Annotated in this window: 24 protein-coding genes and 1 pseudogene; 17 read left to right on the forward strand and 8 right to left on the reverse strand. The window is 31.4% G+C overall.

Features of this window, described 5'->3' with window-relative positions:
- Positions 1-57: 57 nt before the first annotated feature.
- Positions 58-1,011, reverse strand: a complete 954-nt coding sequence (locus E5167_RS08135; protein ID WP_136842924.1) for a hypothetical protein — start codon at positions 1,009-1,011, stop codon at positions 58-60.
- Positions 1,012-1,195: 184 nt separating this feature from the next.
- Between E5167_RS08135 and E5167_RS08140 the strand changes: the two genes are divergently transcribed.
- Positions 1,196-1,747 (forward strand): hypothetical protein, encoded by a 552-nt coding sequence (locus tag E5167_RS08140; RefSeq protein ID WP_136842926.1) that lies wholly within the window; start codon positions 1,196-1,198, stop codon positions 1,745-1,747.
- 55 nt (positions 1,748-1,802) lie between these two features.
- Here the strand turns inward: E5167_RS08140 and E5167_RS08145 are convergent, their stop codons facing one another.
- The 4 genes from E5167_RS08145 to E5167_RS08160 form a co-directional block, all read right to left on the reverse strand.
- Positions 1,803-2,645 carry a DUF2911 domain-containing protein gene (locus E5167_RS08145; protein WP_136842928.1) on the reverse strand — a complete coding sequence of 281 codons (843 nt, stop codon included), beginning with the start codon at positions 2,643-2,645 and terminating at the stop codon, positions 1,803-1,805.
- A gap of 84 nt (positions 2,646-2,729) precedes the next feature.
- Positions 2,730-3,773: an ACR3 family arsenite efflux transporter gene (gene arsB, locus E5167_RS08150; RefSeq protein WP_136842929.1), complete on the reverse strand. Its 1,044-nt coding sequence runs from the start codon at positions 3,771-3,773 to the stop codon at positions 2,730-2,732.
- Positions 3,774-3,778: 5 nt separating this feature from the next.
- Positions 3,779-4,393: an arsenate-mycothiol transferase ArsC gene (locus E5167_RS08155; RefSeq protein ID WP_136842931.1), complete on the reverse strand. Its 615-nt coding sequence runs from the start codon at positions 4,391-4,393 to the stop codon at positions 3,779-3,781.
- Positions 4,394-4,414: 21 nt separating this feature from the next.
- Positions 4,415-4,747 carry an ArsR/SmtB family transcription factor gene (locus E5167_RS08160; RefSeq protein ID WP_136842933.1) on the reverse strand — a complete coding sequence of 111 codons (333 nt, stop codon included), beginning with the start codon at positions 4,745-4,747 and terminating at the stop codon, positions 4,415-4,417.
- Positions 4,748-4,890: 143 nt separating this feature from the next.
- On the opposite strand from E5167_RS08160, the gene E5167_RS08165 reads away from it, so the two are divergent.
- From E5167_RS08165 to E5167_RS08230, 14 genes and pseudogenes are all read left to right on the forward strand, one after another.
- On the forward strand, positions 4,891-5,547 hold the full coding sequence (locus E5167_RS08165) for a TetR family transcriptional regulator C-terminal domain-containing protein (protein WP_136842935.1): 657 nt from the start codon (positions 4,891-4,893) through the stop codon (positions 5,545-5,547).
- On the forward strand, positions 5,548-6,858 hold the full coding sequence (locus E5167_RS08170; RefSeq protein ID WP_136842937.1) for an ABC1 kinase family protein: 1,311 nt from the start codon (positions 5,548-5,550) through the stop codon (positions 6,856-6,858).
- A 137-nt stretch (positions 6,859-6,995) separates the two neighbouring features.
- Positions 6,996-8,417: an SDR family oxidoreductase gene (locus E5167_RS08175; protein ID WP_136842939.1), complete on the forward strand. Its 1,422-nt coding sequence runs from the start codon at positions 6,996-6,998 to the stop codon at positions 8,415-8,417.
- Between the two features lie 109 nt (positions 8,418-8,526).
- Positions 8,527-8,798: pseudogene (locus E5167_RS08180) on the forward strand (TIGR03643 family protein).
- 54 nt (positions 8,799-8,852) lie between these two features.
- Complete coding sequence (gene folE, locus E5167_RS08185) at positions 8,853-9,551, forward strand: GTP cyclohydrolase I FolE (protein WP_394347691.1); 699 nt, start codon at positions 8,853-8,855, stop codon at positions 9,549-9,551.
- Between the two features lie 3 nt (positions 9,552-9,554).
- On the forward strand, positions 9,555-9,785 hold the full coding sequence (locus E5167_RS08190) for a hypothetical protein (RefSeq protein WP_136842943.1): 231 nt from the start codon (positions 9,555-9,557) through the stop codon (positions 9,783-9,785).
- Positions 9,786-10,469, forward strand: coding sequence for an SDR family NAD(P)-dependent oxidoreductase (locus tag E5167_RS08195; RefSeq protein ID WP_136842945.1), 684 nt, complete (start codon positions 9,786-9,788; stop codon positions 10,467-10,469).
- Between the two features lie 50 nt (positions 10,470-10,519).
- A complete protein-coding gene (locus E5167_RS08200) occupies positions 10,520-10,999 on the forward strand; it encodes a glutathione peroxidase (RefSeq protein WP_239021974.1) in 480 nt (159 codons plus the stop codon).
- 2 nt (positions 11,000-11,001) lie between these two features.
- Positions 11,002-11,172 carry a Lacal_2735 family protein gene (locus E5167_RS08205; protein WP_136842949.1) on the forward strand — a complete coding sequence of 57 codons (171 nt, stop codon included), beginning with the start codon at positions 11,002-11,004 and terminating at the stop codon, positions 11,170-11,172.
- Complete coding sequence (locus E5167_RS08210; RefSeq protein ID WP_136842950.1) at positions 11,173-11,637, forward strand: TspO/MBR family protein; 465 nt, start codon at positions 11,173-11,175, stop codon at positions 11,635-11,637.
- Positions 11,638-12,102 (forward strand): SRPBCC family protein, encoded by a 465-nt coding sequence (locus tag E5167_RS08215; protein WP_136842952.1) that lies wholly within the window; start codon positions 11,638-11,640, stop codon positions 12,100-12,102. It begins immediately after the preceding gene.
- On the forward strand, positions 12,099-13,409 hold the full coding sequence (locus E5167_RS08220) for a cryptochrome/photolyase family protein (protein ID WP_136842954.1): 1,311 nt from the start codon (positions 12,099-12,101) through the stop codon (positions 13,407-13,409). The genes E5167_RS08215 and E5167_RS08220 overlap by 4 nt, the downstream gene beginning before the upstream one ends.
- Positions 13,410-13,476: 67 nt before the next feature.
- Complete coding sequence (locus E5167_RS08225) at positions 13,477-13,836, forward strand: nuclear transport factor 2 family protein (RefSeq protein WP_136842956.1); 360 nt, start codon at positions 13,477-13,479, stop codon at positions 13,834-13,836.
- A 125-nt stretch (positions 13,837-13,961) separates the two neighbouring features.
- Positions 13,962-15,206, forward strand: a complete 1,245-nt coding sequence (locus tag E5167_RS08230; RefSeq protein WP_136842958.1) for a coiled-coil domain-containing protein — start codon at positions 13,962-13,964, stop codon at positions 15,204-15,206.
- A gap of 5 nt (positions 15,207-15,211) precedes the next feature.
- Here the strand turns inward: E5167_RS08230 and murA are convergent, their stop codons facing one another.
- The 3 genes from murA to E5167_RS08245 all read right to left on the reverse strand — a co-directional run bounded on the left by murA (position 15,212) and on the right by E5167_RS08245 (position 17,567).
- Positions 15,212-16,519, reverse strand: a complete 1,308-nt coding sequence (gene murA / locus E5167_RS08235) for a UDP-N-acetylglucosamine 1-carboxyvinyltransferase (protein WP_136842959.1) — start codon at positions 16,517-16,519, stop codon at positions 15,212-15,214.
- A 6-nt stretch (positions 16,520-16,525) separates the two neighbouring features.
- Positions 16,526-17,161, reverse strand: a complete 636-nt coding sequence (locus E5167_RS08240; protein WP_136842962.1) for a DUF4290 domain-containing protein — start codon at positions 17,159-17,161, stop codon at positions 16,526-16,528.
- 115 nt (positions 17,162-17,276) lie between these two features.
- Positions 17,277-17,567, reverse strand: coding sequence for a DUF493 family protein (locus E5167_RS08245; protein ID WP_136842964.1), 291 nt, complete (start codon positions 17,565-17,567; stop codon positions 17,277-17,279).
- 91 nt (positions 17,568-17,658) lie between these two features.
- On the opposite strand from E5167_RS08245, the gene E5167_RS08250 reads away from it, so the two are divergent.
- Complete coding sequence (locus E5167_RS08250; RefSeq protein ID WP_136842966.1) at positions 17,659-18,201, forward strand: AAA family ATPase; 543 nt, start codon at positions 17,659-17,661, stop codon at positions 18,199-18,201.
- The gene (locus tag E5167_RS08255; RefSeq protein WP_136842968.1) at positions 18,201-20,099 is read left to right on the forward strand and encodes a RecQ family ATP-dependent DNA helicase; all 1,899 of its coding nucleotides are present in this window, start codon (positions 18,201-18,203) and stop codon (positions 20,097-20,099) included. Before E5167_RS08250 ends, E5167_RS08255 begins: the two co-directional genes overlap by 1 nt.

Consider the following 20,099-nt stretch of genomic DNA (forward strand, 5'->3'; position numbering starts at 1 on the left):
AATAAATTCCTAATAGAAATTTCAGCCGTAATGAACTATAGCAGTTGTTATACGCAGTTATTTTATTCTCAATTCGTGAATTTTTTTCTTTACTCGGTCAGAGACTGGTATTGCAAATAGTTTCATAGATTTATCCATATTTGAAGTTGAAAGACAGAAAAAATTTCCACTTGAAAACTGCATTATTGCAGCTCCTATATCAAAGCTGTCATCATCTATTTTAGATAGTACTTTAAATTCAACATCACTCTTTAGAATCTCGTATTTAGCCTTAAAAATTATTTGCGCTCCATTTACTTTTAATAGCTCTTCACCTAATTTTATTGCAACACTATCTGTAAAATTTATATTCATGTTTAAGTCAACCTCTTGACCATTTGCTGCATCTAATTTCTCATTTGCATTATCACTATTAAAAACATTCGTTATCACATTATTGGTTAAATGATTAACAGTTAGCGTATTGGGGATTAATTCTAAATTTTCTCTGTAGACTTCACTTTTATGATTTAATAGTAATTCTAGTTCTGTAGTCAGATTTTTATCAAACAAATATGTGATGCTTGGCTTCGTAGTCAGAATAGGCTTTTTTTCTTCAAATACAAATTCTTTTGGAAATTGCATATGTTCAAGAACTGACGAATGACGATTCCATACTTTAATCTCGTACAAGTCAATTCCGTGATATTTAGCTTTCCTAATGCCAGGTTTTGTATATCCACTTGCTGAAATTATTCCACCTTTTTGAATTGAAGGTGTGTCTTTAAAATGTAGGCATAGTTGTTCAACTTCTGGGGAACCTAATGGTCTTGTATGGTCTTTAACATGAAGTCCTACGAATGTAATTTCTTCATCGTGTTCATTTATATATTTTACAGATATATCAATATCTCTTTTACGTTCAGAAGCTTCATCATACATCATATTACCTAAAACTATTTCAACACTTTCTGGTGATGTAAGTTTGGTAAGAATTCCTGCTAGTAAATGTGTGTCAGTAGGTGTGAGCATAATTGTGTACAACTTTATTGATATGAGTCTGTTTTAATGACTTATACCTGTTAATCATTTGCTAAGTTACTACCTAATAGTAATTTACTAAAACAAACTTATAAAGAGTTCTAAACAATATTTATACAATATTTTAACCATATGACTATATTTTATAAATTGTGTGCTTATAAACTTTTTACCAATGGCTAAGAAAAAATTTCAATGGAACAGTGATAAACTATTAGGCATCTCTGCAATGAGTATCAGCTTTATTACGTTGGTTATTTTTATTTACCAGACCAACTTAATGAGCAAACAAAACTATTTGTCCATACTGCCTTACTTATCTATTTCCACGTCTGATAATTCTGCAAATAATACTTTTGCAATCTCTTTAGATAATTATGGTGTTGGTCCAGCGATTATTGAAAGTACAATCTTAAGTTACCAAGGTAAAAACGAAGATTTAATCGATTACGACAATGAGTTTTTAAAGTACTTAAAAGCAAAAGCTCCTATTTTAGATAGTATTACAGCTATTTCATACTCTACTTTAGATAAAGGTTTGGCAATTCCAGCTGGCACCAAGTACAACATACTTACTGTTTTTTCTGAAAAAGATTATAAGCTTTATAAAACCACTTTGAAAGAGTTGGTAGATAAAGGACTGTATTTTGAAATAAATTATAAGTCCATACAAGATGAACACTGGAAAATAAATAACTTAACTAAAGGGCCAGAAAAGCTGGATTAATTAAAAAAGCGAGCCAGTGGGCTCGCTTTTTTTAATACATAGTTTTTATAAAAAGTTACTTTTGCCACTCTGCAAGAGATTCTTTGTTCATTTTAACATAATCGGCATTTCCAGCTTTTTCGGCTGCTGCCAATGATTGTTTTGCCAATGCTATGGCACCTTTTTTGTCACCAGTGGCTGCATAGATCAATGATTGCTGACGTAATTGCCAGAATTGAGGTGAATCGGTCATGCTCATAGCTTTATCAATCCATTTTTTAGCGGTGTCTAAGTTTTTTCCTTCACTGTAGTAATATGAAGCTGCACCATAATAATCGTTAAACCCTGGTCCGCTCATAACGCTTTCAATACCTGCTGATACTTTAGCATCTGTTGGGACTGTAAAAGGGATGGCAACATATGTTTTTTCCCAAATCATATCTATTGTTGCGCTACTATTTGAAAGGTTATTGATATCAAAAGAAAATGTTTGCACATCAAAAGGAATAGCGTGCACATCAACCGTAGTTCTGGCTGCTATTTTACTTTCATCTAATGTTTGTGGTGCACCAGCTCCTTGATGTTCTGTATAGAATATAACATCCCATGTGTCAGCATTTGGAATTGTAAAAATAGCATATGAACCAGCTTTTACAGTTGTTCCTGCAATGGTAACATCGTCACTAAAAGAAATTTTGGTTCTTGCATTGGCGCCTGTTCTCCATATTTTACCAAAAGGAACAAGATCGCCAAAAATAACACGCCCTTTCATTGATGGTCTGGAGTACTCAATAGTCACATCGGTCAAGCCTACCTTCTGCTCTATTTTAGATGCTGGACTTGGTGCAGGTGTTTGTATTTGTGCATTTACAGCATAAGACGTAGTAAACGCAAGCATTATTAATAGTAATTTTTTCATGTGTGTTTCATTTAATGTTAAATTGTTAGACACACAAATTTACAAAATCTAACTAAGAATGGTAGCTTCTTATATAAAGCATCATTACTTCTTTAAATAATACTTTTTTCTTAACCAGAACGCTACTCTAACAAGCAAAATCAAAGCAGGAACTTCAACCAAAGGCCCAATGACACCTGCAAATGCTTGTCCTGAATTTAACCCAAAAACAGCTATAGATACAGCTATAGCCAATTCAAAATTATTTCCGGCAGCAGTAAAGGAAATAGCTGCATTTTTATCATACGATGCTCCTAGTGCCTTTGACACAAAAAAGCCAATAAGAAACATAATCGCAAAATAAATAAGTAACGGAATGGCTATGGTCACCACATCCATTGGAATTTCAACAATGAGCTCTCCCTTTAATGAAAACATCACTACGATGGTAAACAACAATGCTATTAAGGTGATTGGGGAAATGGTTGGTATATATTTTTGAGTGTACCACGCCTCGCCTTTTAATTTCACCAAAATAAGTCTGCTCAACAATCCTGCTAAAAATGGAATTCCCAAATATATGGACACGCTTTCAGCTATAGTAACAATTGAAATATCAACAATAGCACCTTCAAAACCGAAAAGTGGCGGAAGCTTGGTAATGAACAACCATGCATAAAAACTATAACCAAACACTTGGAAAATACTGTTTAAAGCTACCAAACCAGCACCATATTCACTACTCCCTTCAGCTAAATCATTCCAAACCAATACCATAGCAATACAACGTGCTAAGCCTATTAAAATCAATCCAACCATATAATCTGGGTGCTCTTGCAAAAATATTAAGGCCAAAGCAAACATTAAAATTGGGCCTACAATCCAATTTAAAAACAAAGAGATAGATAACACCTTAACATTCTTAAAAACTTTTGGCAGCAAGCTATAATCAACTTTTGCCAAAGGTGGATACATCATTAATATTAAGCCAATAGCTATTGGAATATTAGTGGTGCCACTACTGTATGAATCTATATATGTTGTAATAGAAGGGAAAAAATAACCTAAAGCGACACCTAAACCCATGGCTATAAAAATCCATAAGGTAAGATAGCTATCTAGAAAACTTAATTTTTTGTGAGTTGCCATATTAATTATTTTATTTGAGAGAATACATAAAACATTTCAGTAGCAATTTGTATACTGCGTTCGTTATATTTTTCTTCCTGTTGAGGCGTATTATCAAATACCTTAGGATCTTCATATGTTACAGGAATTCGTTTTTCTGCACCAGCAATAAATGGACAACCTGCATCAGCTTGTGAACATGTTAATACTGCTGCGAAATTTGACACTGGATTAAAACTATCATCAAATGTCTTAGAAAAAGCAATTATTGGGCTACAATTATCTTCATACTTGATTAAGTAAATAGGATTATTACCTTGAGAAATAGTATTTACCTTAAAGCCAGTGTTTTGTAATGTTTTTACTACTACTGGAAAAAGTGCAGTTGCTTCTGTACCTCCAGAATAACATACTACTTTACCAACTTGAAAATAAGCAGCCATGGTTTGTGCCCAAATTTGTGAAAGGTGACTACGACGTGAATTGTGGGTGCAAATAAAATTTATATTTGCAGCCTCATTTTTATCACGCTTATCTTGTATAAAATCTACAAGAGGTTGTAACACCGCTTTTCGTTCAATAGGAACACTATTTACATCAAGTGTTGAAATTAATTTTTCAATAGTAGAAAAAGCACTCATTTTAATATGAAATTTTAATGTTTAACAGCAAGTGTCTTGGTTTTTAATATCATGGTCTAAAAAAGTGTTGAGTAACGTTTTCATATGCTTCCAAACCGCTTCGTCAATACAATAACAAACACTTGTACCTTCAACTTTACCTTTAATCAATCCCAAGAGCTTAAGTTCTTTAAGGTGTTGTGAAATGGTTGCTTGTGCCAACCCTATTTCTTTTACTAAATCACCGCAAACACAAGTATCTTTCTCAAATAAATTTTGAAGAATAGAAATTCGTGCTGGATGTGAAAATGCTTTCATAAACACTGCTATTTCATTTTGTTGCTTAGTAAATATTTCAGTTTTTGATACACCCATAATTCAACTTAATTGTTTCATTGCAATAATACGATAAATATAAATAACAAAACAACAAAAATATCTATAGTGTTAATTATTGTTTAATCTTTACTTTAATATGTTAAACATTTTGTATTTTTGAGCTATCAATAAATTATATGATGAGAAAAAAGAAATCAAAATCAAGTTCAGACATAATTGATAACTATATGGATTATGTACTAGAACATAACACACAACCAAAATCTGTTTACAGTTTTGCTAAAGCAAATAATTTTGAAGAAACAGAGTTTTACAAGTACTTTGGAAACTTTGAAGCATTAGAACAATCAGTATTTAAAGCTTTTTTTGATAATGCTCTTACTGTTTTAGATAAAAGCGAAGAGTATAAGCTGTTTGATACAAGAAACAAATTACTAAGTTTTTATTATACCTTTTTTGAAATATTAACCGCAAACAGAAGTTATGTGGTTAATGTATTAAGCAATAAAACAGATAAGCTTAAAACATTACGCACACTTATAAAACTCAAGCAAAGTTTTACAGCTTATATTGAAACTTTAGAAATTTCTCGTCTTGAAGTCAAGCAAGAAACATTAGAGAAAGTACAAGATAAGACGCTTAAGGAATCTGCATGGATACAATTAATGATTACCATGAAATTTTGGATAGAAGATACTTCGCCTTCATTTGAAAAAACTGACATATTTATTGAAAAAGCTGTTAATACAAGTTTTGATTTAATTGATATTAAACCTCTAAAAAGCATAATTGACCTTGGCAAGTTTTTATACAAGGAAAAAATGCACATAAACTAAATGAAAACCATAGACAAAATACCTACTACAAAAATTCAACGTGCATCAAAGTTAGTTCAAACTGGTGCTAAAGTTGGTGTAAATTATATTAAGTATTATGGTGATAAATTGGTAAACTCTAATGAAGAAGCTAAAGAGCGCCTTAACCAAAATAACGCTGAAGATATTTACGATGGTTTAAAAAGCTTAAAAGGCAGTGCTCTAAAAGTAGCTCAAATGTTAAGTATGGAGAAAAGCATTTTACCACAAGCCTATGTTGAAAAATTTTCTCTTGCGCAATTTTCAGTACCACCTTTATCTCCTCCTCTAGTACTTAAAACATTTAAAAAGTATTTTGGAATGCTACCAAATGAATTATATGATACATTCAACGCAACTTCTGTAAATGCTGCTAGTATTGGTCAAGTACATAAAGCATTTAAAGATGGGAAAAAACTTGCTGTGAAAATTCAATATCCAGGAGTTGCAGAAAGTATCAGTTCAGATTTAGCTTTAGTAAAACCCATGGCTATTAAAATGTTTAATATCAAAGGCAAAGATTCTGATAAATATTTCAAAGAAGTTGAAGACAAATTAATTGAAGAAACAAATTACATTTTAGAAGTTTCACAGAGCAAAGCAATAGCAGAAGCTTGTAAACATATTCCAAACTTAGAGTTTCCTCAGTATTACGAAGACCAATCCTCAGAGCGCATTATTACAATGGATTGGATGCATGGTGAACATTTATCTGAATTTGTAGCACACAACACAAATCAAGAGTTATCAAACAAAATCGGACAAGCGCTATGGGATTTTTACATGTTTCAAATGCATAACTTAAGAAAAGTACATGCCGATCCTCATCCAGGAAATTTTCTAGTATCAAAACAAGGCAATTTAATTGCTCTTGATTTTGGCTGTATGAAAGCAGTCCCAGAAGAATTCTACATTCCATATTTCGAATTAGCCAAAAAAGAGAACATAAATAATCCAAAAGTATTCAGAGACAAAATGTTTGAACTTGAAATTTTACGTCCTGATGATTCAAATGAAGAGCTAGAGTTTTTCTCTAACATGTTTCATGAAATGTTGAGTTTATTTACACAACCTTTCCATGTGGATACGTTTGATTTCTCAGATGCAGAATTCTTTGGAAAAATTGCTGAATTGGGGGAAAAATATAGTAAGAATACTGAATTACGTAAAATGAATGGCAATAGAGGTTCAAAGCATTTTATTTATATCAACAGAACCTTTTTTGGATTGTATAATTTAATGTTTGATTTAAAAGCGAAAGATATTGAAATCAACAATTTCAAAACTTTATAAAACCTACATTAGTTATTAAGTACATATAAATCAATTATACTATTCTAGTAATTGGAAATATTATTAGAATTAGATAATTATCCTATACCATATTTAAATAAACGCATTAACTATCAAAGGCCTAAATAATAAACGAAATGAAAATTCTTGTAACAGGAGCAACAGGTTATATTGGCAAACGGCTAATTCCACTATTAATCAATGATGATCATAATGTTGTTTGTGCAGTTAGAGACAAGTTGCGAGCAGATAAAAGTTATGTAGAAGAGGACTTAATTGATATTGTTGAAGCCGATTTTTTAAAACCTGAAACACTTAATAACATTCCTAAAGACATTGATGTTGCTTTCTACCTAATACACTCCATGTCTAATTCTTCTAAAGACTTTGAATCTCTTGAAGAAAAGTGTGCTATCAATTTTAAAAATCAAATAGAAAAAACTAACGCAAAACAAGTTATATACCTTAGTGGAATTACCAACGAAGATAATTTATCTAAACATTTACAATCTCGTAAAAATGTAGAAGACCTACTCGAATCAAACGGCTATGGATTAACTATTTTCAAGGCTGGAATTATTGTGGGTTCAGGAAGCTCATCTTTTGAGATTATAAGAGATTTGGTTGAAAAATTACCATTTATGATTGCTCCAAAGTGGCTAAATACAAAAACACAACCACTTGCCGTTAGAGATGTATTGACCTTTCTACATCGAAGTGTTGGGCGCAAAGAATTATATAACAAATCATTTGATGTTTTCGGTCCTGAAGTTTTAACCTATAAGCAAATGTTATTACAGTTTGCAAAAGTTAGAGGCTTAAAACGATATATTCTAACCGTTCCAGTGATGACGCCAAAGTTATCATCTTATTGGCTGTACTTTGTAACCTCTACATCATACAAACTAGCCACAACTTTAGTAGATAGTATGGGAGTTCAAATTATTGGCAAACCAAGTGATATAAACCAATTATTAAATGTAAAACCAAAATCCTACAAAGAAGCAGTTGCCTTAGCATTCGAGAAAATCGAACAAAACAGTATTATCTCTAGCTGGAAAGACTCAATGATTAGTAGCGGACGATTGAGAAAAAATTTACACAAGTATATCAATGTACCAACTTTTGGTTGCTTTACAGACTATAAAGAGAGACAGGTTCATGATACAAAAAAAACACTAGACAAAATCTGGAGTATTGGAGGAGCAACTGGTTGGTATTATGGCAATTTTCTTTGGAAAATAAGAGGTTATATTGATAAACTTTTTGGAGGTATTGGTCTACGTCGCGGAAGAACAAGTCCTACAGATCTAGATGCAGGAGATGCTCTCGATTTTTGGAGAGTCATTTATGCCGACAAAGCACAACAAAAGCTTCTTCTCTATGCTGAAATGCGTCTTCCTGGAGAAGCTTGGTTAGAATTTAAAATTGAAGATGGTTTACTTAAGCAAACTGCAACATTTAGACCTCGTGGTCTTTGGGGAAGACTCTATTGGTATAGTGTTTTGCCGTTTCATGGGTTTATTTTTAAAGGAATGATTAAAAATCTAGCCAACTAACCTCCTTTTTCATTATTAAAATTATTAAATAGGATTTAATTAAAATCTTATATGTTAAATTTTGTTTAATCTTAATATTAAATTATTAAACATTTTTTATATTTGAATAATGAAGATTAAAATCATAGATATAGACAGAATAATAGAAATGGCTTGGGAAGATCGTACCACTTTGAAGCTATAAAATTACAATTTGGTCTTAATGAGCAAGACGTGATCAACTTAATGAGACGAGAAATGAAACCTAGCAGTTTCAAAATGTGGAGAGCAAAAGTACAAGGAAGAAAAACAAAGCATCAAAAACTGCGTGAATTTGAGAAAGGACGATTCAAATGTTCACGACAGAGACAAATATCAAATAACTCTATTTCAAAACGCTAACGTGCTTTGTTTTAAGTTTAGAGTACTTAAAAACAGCACACTAAAAAGATGAATATGAATACAACAGATGTAACTAAAAATAAAAGAATTGGCCATAAACTAAATGGTTTTACTATTGATGACATTGGTAATGATCATTTATATACTGGACTTGAAACTCCAATGAAATCAAACGCTTTCAAAATATCTGATGAAGAAAAAAAGCAAAAAATAGCCATTTTGTTCGAAGAAATTATGGATGTAATGGGTTTAGATCTCACTGATGATTCATTAAGAGGCACTCCTGAACGTGTTGCTAAAATGTACATTGATGAAATATTTTCAGGGTTAAATCCAAAAAACAAACCAAAAGTCGCCTTATTTGATAATAAGTATCAATACAATCAGATGTTGGTTGAAAAGAATATCACTTTGTATTCCAATTGCGAACATCATTTTGTACCAATTATTGGAAAAGCACACGTGGCTTACATATCTTCAGGAAAAGTCATAGGACTATCAAAATTAAACAGAATTGTTCAGTATTATGCTAAACGCCCACAAGTACAGGAGCGTTTAACAAATCAAATAGCAAATGAGCTAAAAACCATTCTAGAAACCGAAGATGTGGCTGTAATTATTGATGCTAAACATTTATGCGTGTCTTCAAGAGGCATTAAAGATGATACATCAGCAACAGTAACTACATATTATGGTGGACACTTTAATACTGTCGAAAAAATAAACGAATTACATAACTATATAAACAATTAAATTATGGACTTAATAAACAAAGCCCTAGAATTTGAAAAGCAAAAAAGGCGTAGCTTATCTACAAGCGATAGAGTTAAAATTTCAAGAGAAGCCAAATCATTAATATTAGGTTTAAACGAAATTTATAAAGAGAAAAAAGATGCAAAAATCATGGATATCATGAAGCGTTTAACTGTTATTAAAAGAAAGATAGAAAAGCGCCTTAAAGGACGTCTACTTACTGAGGCTTACTAAATGAAAACGATTATTGTTGTAGGAGGAAGTAAAGGTATTGGTAATGCACTAGTTAAGATACTATTACATGAACATAAAGTGATTAATATTAGTAGAACTAAACCAGAAATAACATATGAAAATTTAGAACATTTTTCTTGTGATGTTATTGCTGATGATTTACCTAACATTGAAAAAGCAGATGGCTTGGTATATTGCCCTGGGAGTATTAATTTAAAACCAATATCAAGACTTAGCATTGATGATTTTAAGAACGATTTTGAAATCAATGTTCTAGGTGCTGTGAAGGTAATTCAAAAATACCTTAACACACTAAAACAAGGTGATAAACCATCTATTGTTTTGTTTAGTACAGTTGCTTCAAAACTTGGTATGCCATTTCATGCAAGTGTTGCTACAGCAAAATCAGGTGTTGAAGGCTTAGTAAAATCGTTAGGAGCAGAATTAGCGCCAACAATTAGAATTAATGCTATTGCACCAACAGTAACAGATACTGAATTGGCTTCAAAACTGTTACGTAACGATAGAATGATTGAAAACATAACCGAGCGACACCCTTTGAAAAAATATTTAAACCCAGAAGAAGTAGCCGAAATGGTTAGCTTCTTATTATCTGACAAAACAGCATCAATTTCTGGTCAAGTATTTGAAATGGACTGTGGTATTGTAAGTTTTAAACTATAAATTTTATGAGTATATTAAACGTATTTAATAACAAAGATTCTAAAACTTATATGAATCCAGAATATCCTATTTATGATATAAAAATAAATAGTTTACAAGGTAAACCAGTACATTTTTCTGATTTTAAAGGCAAATACATTTTATTTGTTAATGTAGCTTCAAAATGTGGCTTTACACCTCAATATAAAGAGCTTCAAAAACTTCATGATACTTATAAAAATAAGCTTTTGGTTATTGGTGTACCCTGTAACCAGTTTGGAAGTCAAGAACCTGGAAGCGCTTTTGAAATTCAAGAATTTTGTGAAGTGAATTATGGTGTTAATTTCTTAATTACAGAAAAAATTGATGTAAAAGGGAGCGCACAGCATCCACTATATAAATGGCTAACCGATAAAAGTTTAAATGGTTTTAAAAGTTCATCTGTTAAATGGAATTTTCAAAAATACCTTGTGAATCCTAAAGGTAATCTGGTTGACTATTTTTACTCAACAACAAAACCTTTAAGCAAAAAAATAACGAAATATCTATAATTATGTTTGGACTTTTTAGATCGAAATCAAAACTGGACACTTTACAAAAACAGTATGAAAAACTAATGAGCGAATGGCATAAGCTATCTTCTATTGATAGAGCTAAGAGTGATGAAAAATATGCTGAAGCTCAGAAAATACTGGACCAAATAGACGTTTTAAAACAAAAATAGATGAAATTTTACCAGCTTATAATTTTATTTTTAATCATAAACTTTGGAGGTTTATACATTGGTAATTTACTAATGAACAATGGTCCAACCTCTAGTTGGTACATGAGTCAAAATCTAGCGCCTTGGACACCTCCAGGTTGGGTGTTTGGTGTTGCATGGGCAACCACTATGGTGTGTTTTTCCATCTACTTAGCATATCTCTTCAATTGGCAAAATTCGAAATTTTTATGGTTGCTATTCGCGTTTCAAGTCGTGTTAAATGTGAGTTGGAATTACATATTTTTCAATCAGCATATGACCCTTTTTGCATTAATAATTATTGTTTTATTGCTAATTGTAATTCTGTATTACTTCTTAACATTTAGAGCAGAGTCTTTACAAACAATAAGATTTCTATTACTGCCTTACATTCTCTGGCTTTGTATTGCCATATCTTTAAACTTATACGTTGTTATTCATAACTAGATGAAACTTTATCAATTACATAAAAAACAAAATCTTCCAATCTCAATAGATGAAGCTTGGGAGTTTTTATCGAGTCCTGCTAATTTAAAAACCATAACACCAGATTATATGAGTTTTGATATTCTTTCAGGAGCAGAAAGGCCAATGTATCCAGGACAGATCATTCAATACATTGTCACACCAGTTTTAGGGATTAAAACTAAATGGGTAACCGAAATTACTCATGTCATGGACAAGCAATATTTTGTTGACGAACAACGCTTTGGACCATATGCATTATGGCATCATAAACATTTTATAAAAGAAATTGAAGGTGGTGTTGAAATGGAGGATATTATAGATTATAAAGTACCTTTCGGGTTTTTAGGGCAATTAGTACAACCCATATTAGTGAAGCCAAAATTGGAAGAAATTTTTGCATACCGAACCAAAAAACTAGAAGAACTTTTTGGTACATATAAATGAAAGACACTATAAACATATTCTGGTTTAGGCGCGATTTGCGCTTAGAAGATAATGTTGGACTTTTCCATGCATTAAATACTAAACACAATGTTTTGCCAATATTCATCTTTGATAAAAATATTCTAGAATCACTTCCTAAGGATGATGCACGTGTCACTTTTATACACAAAACTTTAAGTGATATTAATGACACATTAAAAGAGAAATTTGAAAGTTCCTTAGCTATTTTTCATAATAAACCTTTAGAAGTTTTCAAACAGTTAGCTACCAACTACGTTATTGACACCGTATTTACCAATCACGATTATGAGCCTTATGCAATAAGGCGAGATAACGATGTGAAAGCTTTTTTAGAAACAAAAAATATAGATTTTAAAAGCTATAAAGACCAAGTCATTTTTGAAACCAATGACGTTGTTAAAGATGATGGCACACCTTACAAAGTATATACACCATATTCCAAAAAGTGGCTTGAGACTCTTAAAAATAATTCGATTAAAAATTTTAATTCTGATGAACTTTTATCAAATCTAGTAAGTGATACAAATCTTCCCTTTTTATCATTAGATGCTATAGGTTTTAAAACCTCAAAACAAACCATTGAACCTTATCATGTATCCGAAGCAATTATTAATCATTACGAAGCCACGAGAAACTTTCCATCGAAAAAAGGCACCTCAAAATTGGGTCCTCATCTGCGCTTTGGAACGGTTAGCGTTAGAGAAATGGTACAAAAAGCTTTAAAGAGTCATAATAACACTTTTTTGAAAGAACTCATTTGGCGTGAGTTTTTTATGCAAATATTATGGCATTTTCCGCATACCATTACTAAAAGCTTCAAACCACAATACGATGCTATACAATGGCGAAATAATAAAGAAGAATTTAAAGCTTGGTGCGAAGGAAAAACAGGTTATCCGTTAGTGGATGCTGGAATGCGTGAGCTGAACGAAACAGGTTTTATGCACAATCGTGTACGCATGCTAGTTAGTAGTTTTTTATGCAAACATTTATTGATTGATTGGCGCTTAGGTGAAGCTTATTTTGCTGAAAAATTACACGATTACGAAATGTCTAGCAATATTGGTAATTGGCAATGGATCGCAGGTTGTGGAGTTGATGCAGCACCTTATTTTAGGATTTTTAATCCTACTACTCAAATTCAGAAATTTGATAAAGACCATACTTACATTAAACAATGGGTGCCAGAATATCAAGAACTTACATATACCCAACCCATTGTTGAACATAAATTTGCTAGAGAACGCTGCTTAAAGACTTATAAAGAAGCTTTAGATCAATTCTAAGACACTATTTGTAAATAGTATCCTAACTTTTTGCTAAATTTAAGTCTAACATAAAACTATTGTAAACATGACAACACAAGAAGTAGCAAACAAATGGGCAGAAATGTGCAGAAAAGGTGAGAATTTAGAATGCATAGAACAACTCTATGCAGATGATGTTACAAGTAAAGAGATGCCTGGATTTCCTGAAGCAATAGTTACTGGAAAGAACAATGTAATGAACAAAAGCAAAATATGGCTAGATAATGTAGAAGAGTTTCATAAAGGAGGGATTAGCAATCCTGTTGTTGCTGGTAATCATTTTACTGCTAAAATGGATTATGATGTCACTTTTAAAGAAAAAGGACGAATGCAAATGGAAGAAGTTGGTGTCTTTGAAGTTAAAGACGGAAAAATTATAAACGAGCAATTTTTCTATGATATGTAATACCTATTAATAAAAAAGCTCCTAATTATAGGAGTTTTTTTTCGTTTATAACATGTTGAAAAATAAACACTTAATTATCGTCTCTCAGAGTTTTTATTTTTGTATTATTGAGTATAATTAAGAACATGGCTAAACAAAAAACCCTAAAACAAAGTAGGCAAGAAGCCGAATTATTGGTTTCGGAATTAGAAAAAGAAATTGCTAAAGTAAAAAAAGCTATCAAAATCGGTCTAACAGATTTAAATAGTGCAAAAGAAGTAAAAAGAGACTTTAACAAACTAATCCCACAAATAAATAATATTTCTACTAAAGTTGAAAATTCACTTTCTAGTTTTAAAACTGATAGAGATAGACTCAAAAGACTGCTTAGAACTGTAGATAAATTTTATGAAAACAAATACCTTCCTTTACATAATAAAATAAATAATAAAGAAACTGGTTTAAGTAAGACTATAGTAAAAGGAAGACAAATAGAAAGACAGTTTAATAATTTAAAACTTAGCCACCAGAAGCAGGTTACGGAAATTAAAAAATTAGTCACAGAATCAAGACAAAAAAACAATGAATTAAAAAGAATTGAAGCTAAGCTACGTACAATAAATAGTAGTATTCTTGATACTGAAAAAACAGTAAATGAAAAAAGAAAAATTATTACTGAAGCAGACGTTGTTATTGAAGCTTCAAAAAATAAGATACTAAAGTATGAGAAAGATATTCAAGAAAAAGCAAATCTAATAAATCAAGTTCATAAAAAATCTGAAGAAGCATTTGAAGATATAACAAGTTGGCATGAAGAAGCTAGTACTACTCTTAAAAAAATAAAAAATATTTACCAAATAGCTGGTAATACTGGGTTAGGCGGAGAATTTGATAAAAAACGAACAGTTTTAAGAAGTGAATTACAAAAGTGGGAAAAGCACATATTCTATTCTACATTATTACTACTCCTAATTATATTAGGCTTATTTCTACTTCAACTAATGATTGTAGAATGGGAAATGAGTAACTTAAAATTTGACGCAAACTTTTTTGTTAGGTTTTTAATTACATCACCTTTAATTTTTTATATCATTTTTGCCGCAAAAGAATATAATAAAACTAAGTCTCTACTTGAAAAATACTCTTTTAAAACGGCAATAGCACTATCTATTGATGCACACATAAACTTATTAACTGGAATTGAAGAATTCAAAACCAATGAAAATAGTGTAGATAGAATTATGGACTTTGTTATGAGTGGGTTTAATAAACTATACAATGAACCATATACTGATGAAAGTTATCGTATGAAGTTAAAAATGGCTAAAACTGAGCTCGAATTAGATAAAAAGATTTTAACTTATATAGACAAAATAAAAAATGAAAGATAGTTAGTTTATATCCTTTCAATTTTAGCGCCAATAGCTCTTAAGCGTTCATCAATGCGTTCATAACCACGGTCTATTTGCTCAATATTATGTATTGTAGATGTTCCTTTTGCTGATAAAGCAGCAATTAACAATGAAATACCTGCTCTAATATCAGGTGAGGTCATAGTTGTTGCTTTTAAACTAGACTTGAAGTCATGACCAATAACATTTGCCCTATGAGGATCACATAAAATAATTTTTGCTCCCATATCGATTAGCTTATCTACAAAGAACAAACGACTTTCAAACATTTTTTGATGTATTAGAACACTTCCTCTTGCTTGTGTAGCAACCACTAAAACAATGCTTAATAAATCTGGCGTAAATCCAGGCCAAGGCGCATCACTTACGGTTAAAATAGAACCGTCAATATAACTTTGTATTTCGTAACCATCAGTATGCGCAGGAATATGAATATCGTCTCCTTGTCGCTCTACAATAATTCCTAATTTTCTAAATACATTAGGTATCAACCCTAAATCATCCCAGCTTACATTTTTAATAGTAAGTTCGCTTTTGGTCATTGCTGCTAAGCCAATCCAACTACCAATTTCAATCATATCTGGAAGCATGGTGTGTTCTGTACCTCCTAAACTATCAACACCTTCAATAATCAACATATTAGAACCAACACCAGAGATTTTAGCTCCCATTCTATTTAGCATCTTACAAAGCTGTTGCAAGTAAGGTTCACAGGCTGCGTTATAAATAGTAGTCGTACCTTCCGCCAAAACCGCAGCCATGACAATATTTGCAGTTCCAGTTACAGAGGCTTCATCTAAAAGCATATAAGTCCCTTTTAATTTATCTGCTTCTACACCATAAAAATGTTCTTCACGATTATATCTAAAATTAGCTCCAAGATTAATAAATCCTTGAAAATGGGTATCTAATCTACGTCTGCCAATTTTATCTCCTCCAGGTTTAGGTATAAATCCTTGGCCAAATCGTGCTAATAATGGTCCAACAATCATGATAGAGCCTCGTAAACCGCGACCATCAATTTTAAATTGCTCTGTTTTTAAATATGGTAAATTAATCTCATCAGCTTGAAAAGTGTATGAACCATGAGCTAATTTATTGACTTTAACACCTAATTTCTCTAAAAGCTTAATAAGTTTGTTAACATCAACAATATCTGGAATATTATGAATGGTTACTTTTTCTGGAGTTAAAAGAACTGCACATAAAATTTGAAGTGCTTCATTTTTTGCGCCTTGTGGTTGTATTTCTCCTTTTAACTGGTGACCACCTTCAATTTTAAATGTACTCATTTAGTATTAATAGCGTTTACGACCTCGGTTGTGTTTTTTATTTGATGGTTTCTTGTTGGAATACTTCTTTTTAGAACGCATTAAACTTGTAGAATCGCTTAAATCTTCTTCGCTTCTTCGTAAGTCAATTTCCCCATTAGATAACTCAAAAAGGTGATCGAAAATCACGACATCCTCAACCGTGTCTTTATTCCAATTCAAGAAACATTTTTTCATGTGGTTGGCAATTGTATATAGCAGTGCTTCTTTCATTTCTCCTTCTTCCCATGTATTAGCAACATCAATCATTGTTTTAATATTATTTCCGTAGAAACGATATTTTGGATGGTTTTGAGGGTATTTTAAAGGTTCAGGTCGTGCTTCTAGTACTTCTCGTGAAGGCTTTTCGAAAGGAGAATCGGCATCTAATTCAAAATCAGCCATAATAAATAATTGATCCCAAAGTTTATGCTGAAAATCGGGAACATCACGTAAATGAGGCTGTAAATTTCCCATTACCGCAATAATAGCATTTGCTAGTTTGTTACGCTCTTCTTTAGTTTCTCTTGATTTAGCATAATTTACCATTTTTTGAATATGGCGTCCATACTCTGGTATTATTAAATGCTCGCGTTCTGTGTTGTACTCTAATTGATCTATCAAAATTATTGTTATATGTATGTAGAATTAATAAGTTACTACGAAGTTTACTATGGTGCCAAAATACAAAAAAAATAAGCAATAGCTTAAGCTATTAAGTAATTTTCGAAGTAAAAATTTATAACGAAATTACTCCTTCAACATTGTGTGTTACTTCTATATACTTAGAAATAACCGCATCTGGATCTTTCATTACCACATTAATTGAAATACTTGTATATTTTCCGTTTTTAGATTCTATGGTATGTATTACTGCTCCTGTATTATCAAAAATGGCTTCTACTTCAGCTATTTTTTCTATTTCAGACTTCACAATAAACTTATATAAATACTCCGAAGGCCATTCAGTTGTTTCTAAAAGCTGAGTCTTTAATTTTTTATAAAATTCTTCTGGATTTGGTACACTCATATCCTTTTTTTTAAGCGTGACAAATATACACTTTTAAATATTTTTTATTTCTGTATTTAATTCCGATTTTTACTGAGAAAATCAAAAGACTTTGGGTATAAAAAAAATTGTCATAACTGGTGGTCCTGGTACTGGTAAAACGTCTATTATTAAGGAATTATTACGTAGAGATTTTGTGTGTCTTGAAGAGATTTCGAGACAAGTTATTTTAGATGCTCAAAAACAAGGTATTGAGCAATTGTTTTTAACGAAGCCTTTATTGTTTAGTGATATGCTTTTAGAGGGAAGAAAAAAACAGTTTTTTGAAGCCGATGCATATACCTGCAAACTCACCTTTTTAGACAGAGGCATACCTGATGTAGTTGCATATATGGACTATTTAGGAACAAATTATCCTGAACGTTTTGTTGAAGCTTGCAAAAATTATTCTTACGATCATGTGTTTATCTTAGCGCCTTGGCAACAAATTTATGTAAGTGATAATGAGCGTTATGAAAATTTTGACCAAGCAGTAAAGATTCACGACCATTTAGTAAATGCTTATACTGAATATGGTTACGACCTTCACGATGTACCATTTGGCTCTGTTGAGAGTCGTGCAGATTTTATTTTAAATATTGTGGATAATTTATAGTGTCGCATCCTATAAACATATTAGAAAAGTATTGGAGCCACACAAGTTTCCGACCTTTACAAGAAGATATTATTAATGCTGTACTTAATGGTGAAGATACGTTTGCTTTATTACCAACAGGAGGCGGAAAATCTATTTGCTTTCAAATTCCATCGCTCATAAAAGAAGGTATTTGCATTGTTATTTCTCCTTTAATTGCTTTAATGAAAGACCAAGTAAGAGCTTTAAAAGAAAAGGATATTAAAGCCATGGCATTAACAAGCGAATATAACTATGAAGAGCTAAACACTATGCTTGATAATTGTATTTATGGTAATTATAAATTTTTATACTTATCTCCTGAACGCTTACAACAAGATATTGTAAAAGACAGAATAAGGCAGATGAATGTTAATCTTATAGCTGTAGATGAAGCACATTGTATTAGCCAATGGGGAAACAATTTTAGACCAGCTTATAAAAATATTATTACACTTAGAGAGTTACAACCTACGGTAAATATTATAGCCTTAACAGCCACTGCACGTGCAAAAGTCGTTGATGATATTATAGACAATCTAGATTTTATCGATCCAAAAATATTTAAGCAAAGTTTTAAAAGAGAACACTTAGCTTTTATGGTATTTGAAGTTGAAGATAAACTTTATAAAATAGAACAAATTTTAAAAAAGAACCCTCAGTCTTCCATTATATATGTTAGAAGTAGAAAACACACTTTTGAGATTAATTCTTTTTTAGAAAAAAAAGGATTTTCTAGTACCTATTATCATGGTGGATTAACTAATAATGAAAAGGAACAACATCTTAACCAATGGTTTAACAACCAAAAACAAGTAATGGTAGCTACAAATGCTTTTGGAATGGGTATAGACAAACCAGATGTAAAAACAGTAATTCATGTAAATCTTCCAGAAAGTTTAGAGAGCTATTTTCAAGAAGCAGGACGTGCTGGCCGTAATGAAAAAAAGGCTTTTGCAATAATTTTAAAAGATAAGGGAGATGAGCAACATGTTAAAAATCAGTTTTTATCTGTTTTACCTACTATAGATTTTATAAAGCAAGTATATAGAAAGCTATGTAATTACTTTCAAATATCTTATGGTGAAGGAGCCTTTACTACCTATGATTTTAATTTTAACGCCTTTTGTAAAACCTACAACTTTAATACACATACTACCTATAATGCATTACAAGCATTAGATAGAACAAGCATAATTAATATGTCGCAACAGTACAGAAACAGCTCTCGAATAATGTTTCATGTAAGCAGTAATTATGTGTTCAAATATCTAGAGAAGCATCAGGATATTAGTATGATTATAAAATCTATTTTAAGAACCTATGGAGGTATTTTTGATCAAGAAGTTAAAATTAACACTGCTATTATTGCGAAGAAGCTATCCCTAAAAGAAGATACTGTTGTTGAAGCTTTAATACAGTTACATAAAGACGAAGTCATTTCTCTTAAACTGCAAAAAACGGATGCAGAAATTACCTTTTTAGAGCCAAGAGAAGATGACAAAACCATAAATAGAATAGCAAGAACAATAAAACAACAAAACCAACTAAAACAAGAACAGGTAAATGCAGTAATAAACTATATTAACAATGATACTATCTGTAAGAGCTCACAGCTACTCTCCTATTTTGGTGAAAAAGATATGACTGATTGTGGTATCTGTTCGGTTTGTATAGAAAAAAACAACAACAGCTCTAAGGCAACTCAAGCATTAGATATTAAAACCGTTATTTCGGTTTTAAAAGAAAAACCCTTATCATCTAGAGAGATTGTACAATTAACAAACATTAAAGAACATCATATCTCTAAACTATTAAGACATATGTTAGAATGTAACCTAATTGAGCTAACCAATACAAATACTTATAAAATAAAGTAG

The organism is Pontimicrobium aquaticum (assembly GCF_005047595.1).
In the GTDB taxonomy this organism is placed as follows: domain Bacteria; phylum Bacteroidota; class Bacteroidia; order Flavobacteriales; family Flavobacteriaceae; genus Pontimicrobium; species Pontimicrobium aquaticum.

What these genes read in the sequence shown, in the direction of transcription:
- E5167_RS08195 (WP_136842945.1), top strand. Translation starts at nt 9,786, where the DNA reads ATGAAAACGATTATTGTTGTAGGAGGAAGTAAAGGTATTGGTAATGCA.
- E5167_RS08215 (WP_136842952.1), top strand. Translation starts at nt 11,638, where the DNA reads ATGAAACTTTATCAATTACATAAAAAACAAAATCTTCCAATCTCAATA.
- E5167_RS08145 (WP_136842928.1), bottom strand. Translation starts at nt 2,645, where the DNA reads ATGAAAAAATTACTATTAATAATGCTTGCGTTTACTACGTCTTATGCT.
- E5167_RS08245 (WP_136842964.1), bottom strand. Translation starts at nt 17,567, where the DNA reads ATGAGTGTACCAAATCCAGAAGAATTTTATAAAAAATTAAAGACTCAG.
- E5167_RS08230 (WP_136842958.1), top strand. Translation starts at nt 13,962, where the DNA reads ATGGCTAAACAAAAAACCCTAAAACAAAGTAGGCAAGAAGCCGAATTA.
- E5167_RS08170 (WP_136842937.1), top strand. Translation starts at nt 5,548, where the DNA reads ATGAAAACCATAGACAAAATACCTACTACAAAAATTCAACGTGCATCA.
- E5167_RS08165 (WP_136842935.1), top strand. Translation starts at nt 4,891, where the DNA reads ATGAGAAAAAAGAAATCAAAATCAAGTTCAGACATAATTGATAACTAT.
- E5167_RS08155 (WP_136842931.1), bottom strand. Translation starts at nt 4,393, where the DNA reads ATGAGTGCTTTTTCTACTATTGAAAAATTAATTTCAACACTTGATGTA.
- E5167_RS08210 (WP_136842950.1), top strand. Translation starts at nt 11,173, where the DNA reads ATGAAATTTTACCAGCTTATAATTTTATTTTTAATCATAAACTTTGGA.
- E5167_RS08200 (WP_239021974.1), top strand. Translation starts at nt 10,520, where the DNA reads ATGAATCCAGAATATCCTATTTATGATATAAAAATAAATAGTTTACAA.
- E5167_RS08175 (WP_136842939.1), top strand. Translation starts at nt 6,996, where the DNA reads ATGAAAATTCTTGTAACAGGAGCAACAGGTTATATTGGCAAACGGCTA.
- folE (WP_394347691.1), top strand. Translation starts at nt 8,853, where the DNA reads ATGAATACAACAGATGTAACTAAAAATAAAAGAATTGGCCATAAACTA.
- E5167_RS08190 (WP_136842943.1), top strand. Translation starts at nt 9,555, where the DNA reads ATGGACTTAATAAACAAAGCCCTAGAATTTGAAAAGCAAAAAAGGCGT.
- E5167_RS08135 (WP_136842924.1), bottom strand. Translation starts at nt 1,011, where the DNA reads ATGCTCACACCTACTGACACACATTTACTAGCAGGAATTCTTACCAAA.
- arsB (WP_136842929.1), bottom strand. Translation starts at nt 3,773, where the DNA reads ATGGCAACTCACAAAAAATTAAGTTTTCTAGATAGCTATCTTACCTTA.
- E5167_RS08225 (WP_136842956.1), top strand. Translation starts at nt 13,477, where the DNA reads ATGACAACACAAGAAGTAGCAAACAAATGGGCAGAAATGTGCAGAAAA.
- murA (WP_136842959.1), bottom strand. Translation starts at nt 16,519, where the DNA reads ATGAGTACATTTAAAATTGAAGGTGGTCACCAGTTAAAAGGAGAAATA.
- E5167_RS08160 (WP_136842933.1), bottom strand. Translation starts at nt 4,747, where the DNA reads ATGGGTGTATCAAAAACTGAAATATTTACTAAGCAACAAAATGAAATA.
- E5167_RS08205 (WP_136842949.1), top strand. Translation starts at nt 11,002, where the DNA reads ATGTTTGGACTTTTTAGATCGAAATCAAAACTGGACACTTTACAAAAA.
- E5167_RS08140 (WP_136842926.1), top strand. Translation starts at nt 1,196, where the DNA reads ATGGCTAAGAAAAAATTTCAATGGAACAGTGATAAACTATTAGGCATC.
- E5167_RS08220 (WP_136842954.1), top strand. Translation starts at nt 12,099, where the DNA reads ATGAAAGACACTATAAACATATTCTGGTTTAGGCGCGATTTGCGCTTA.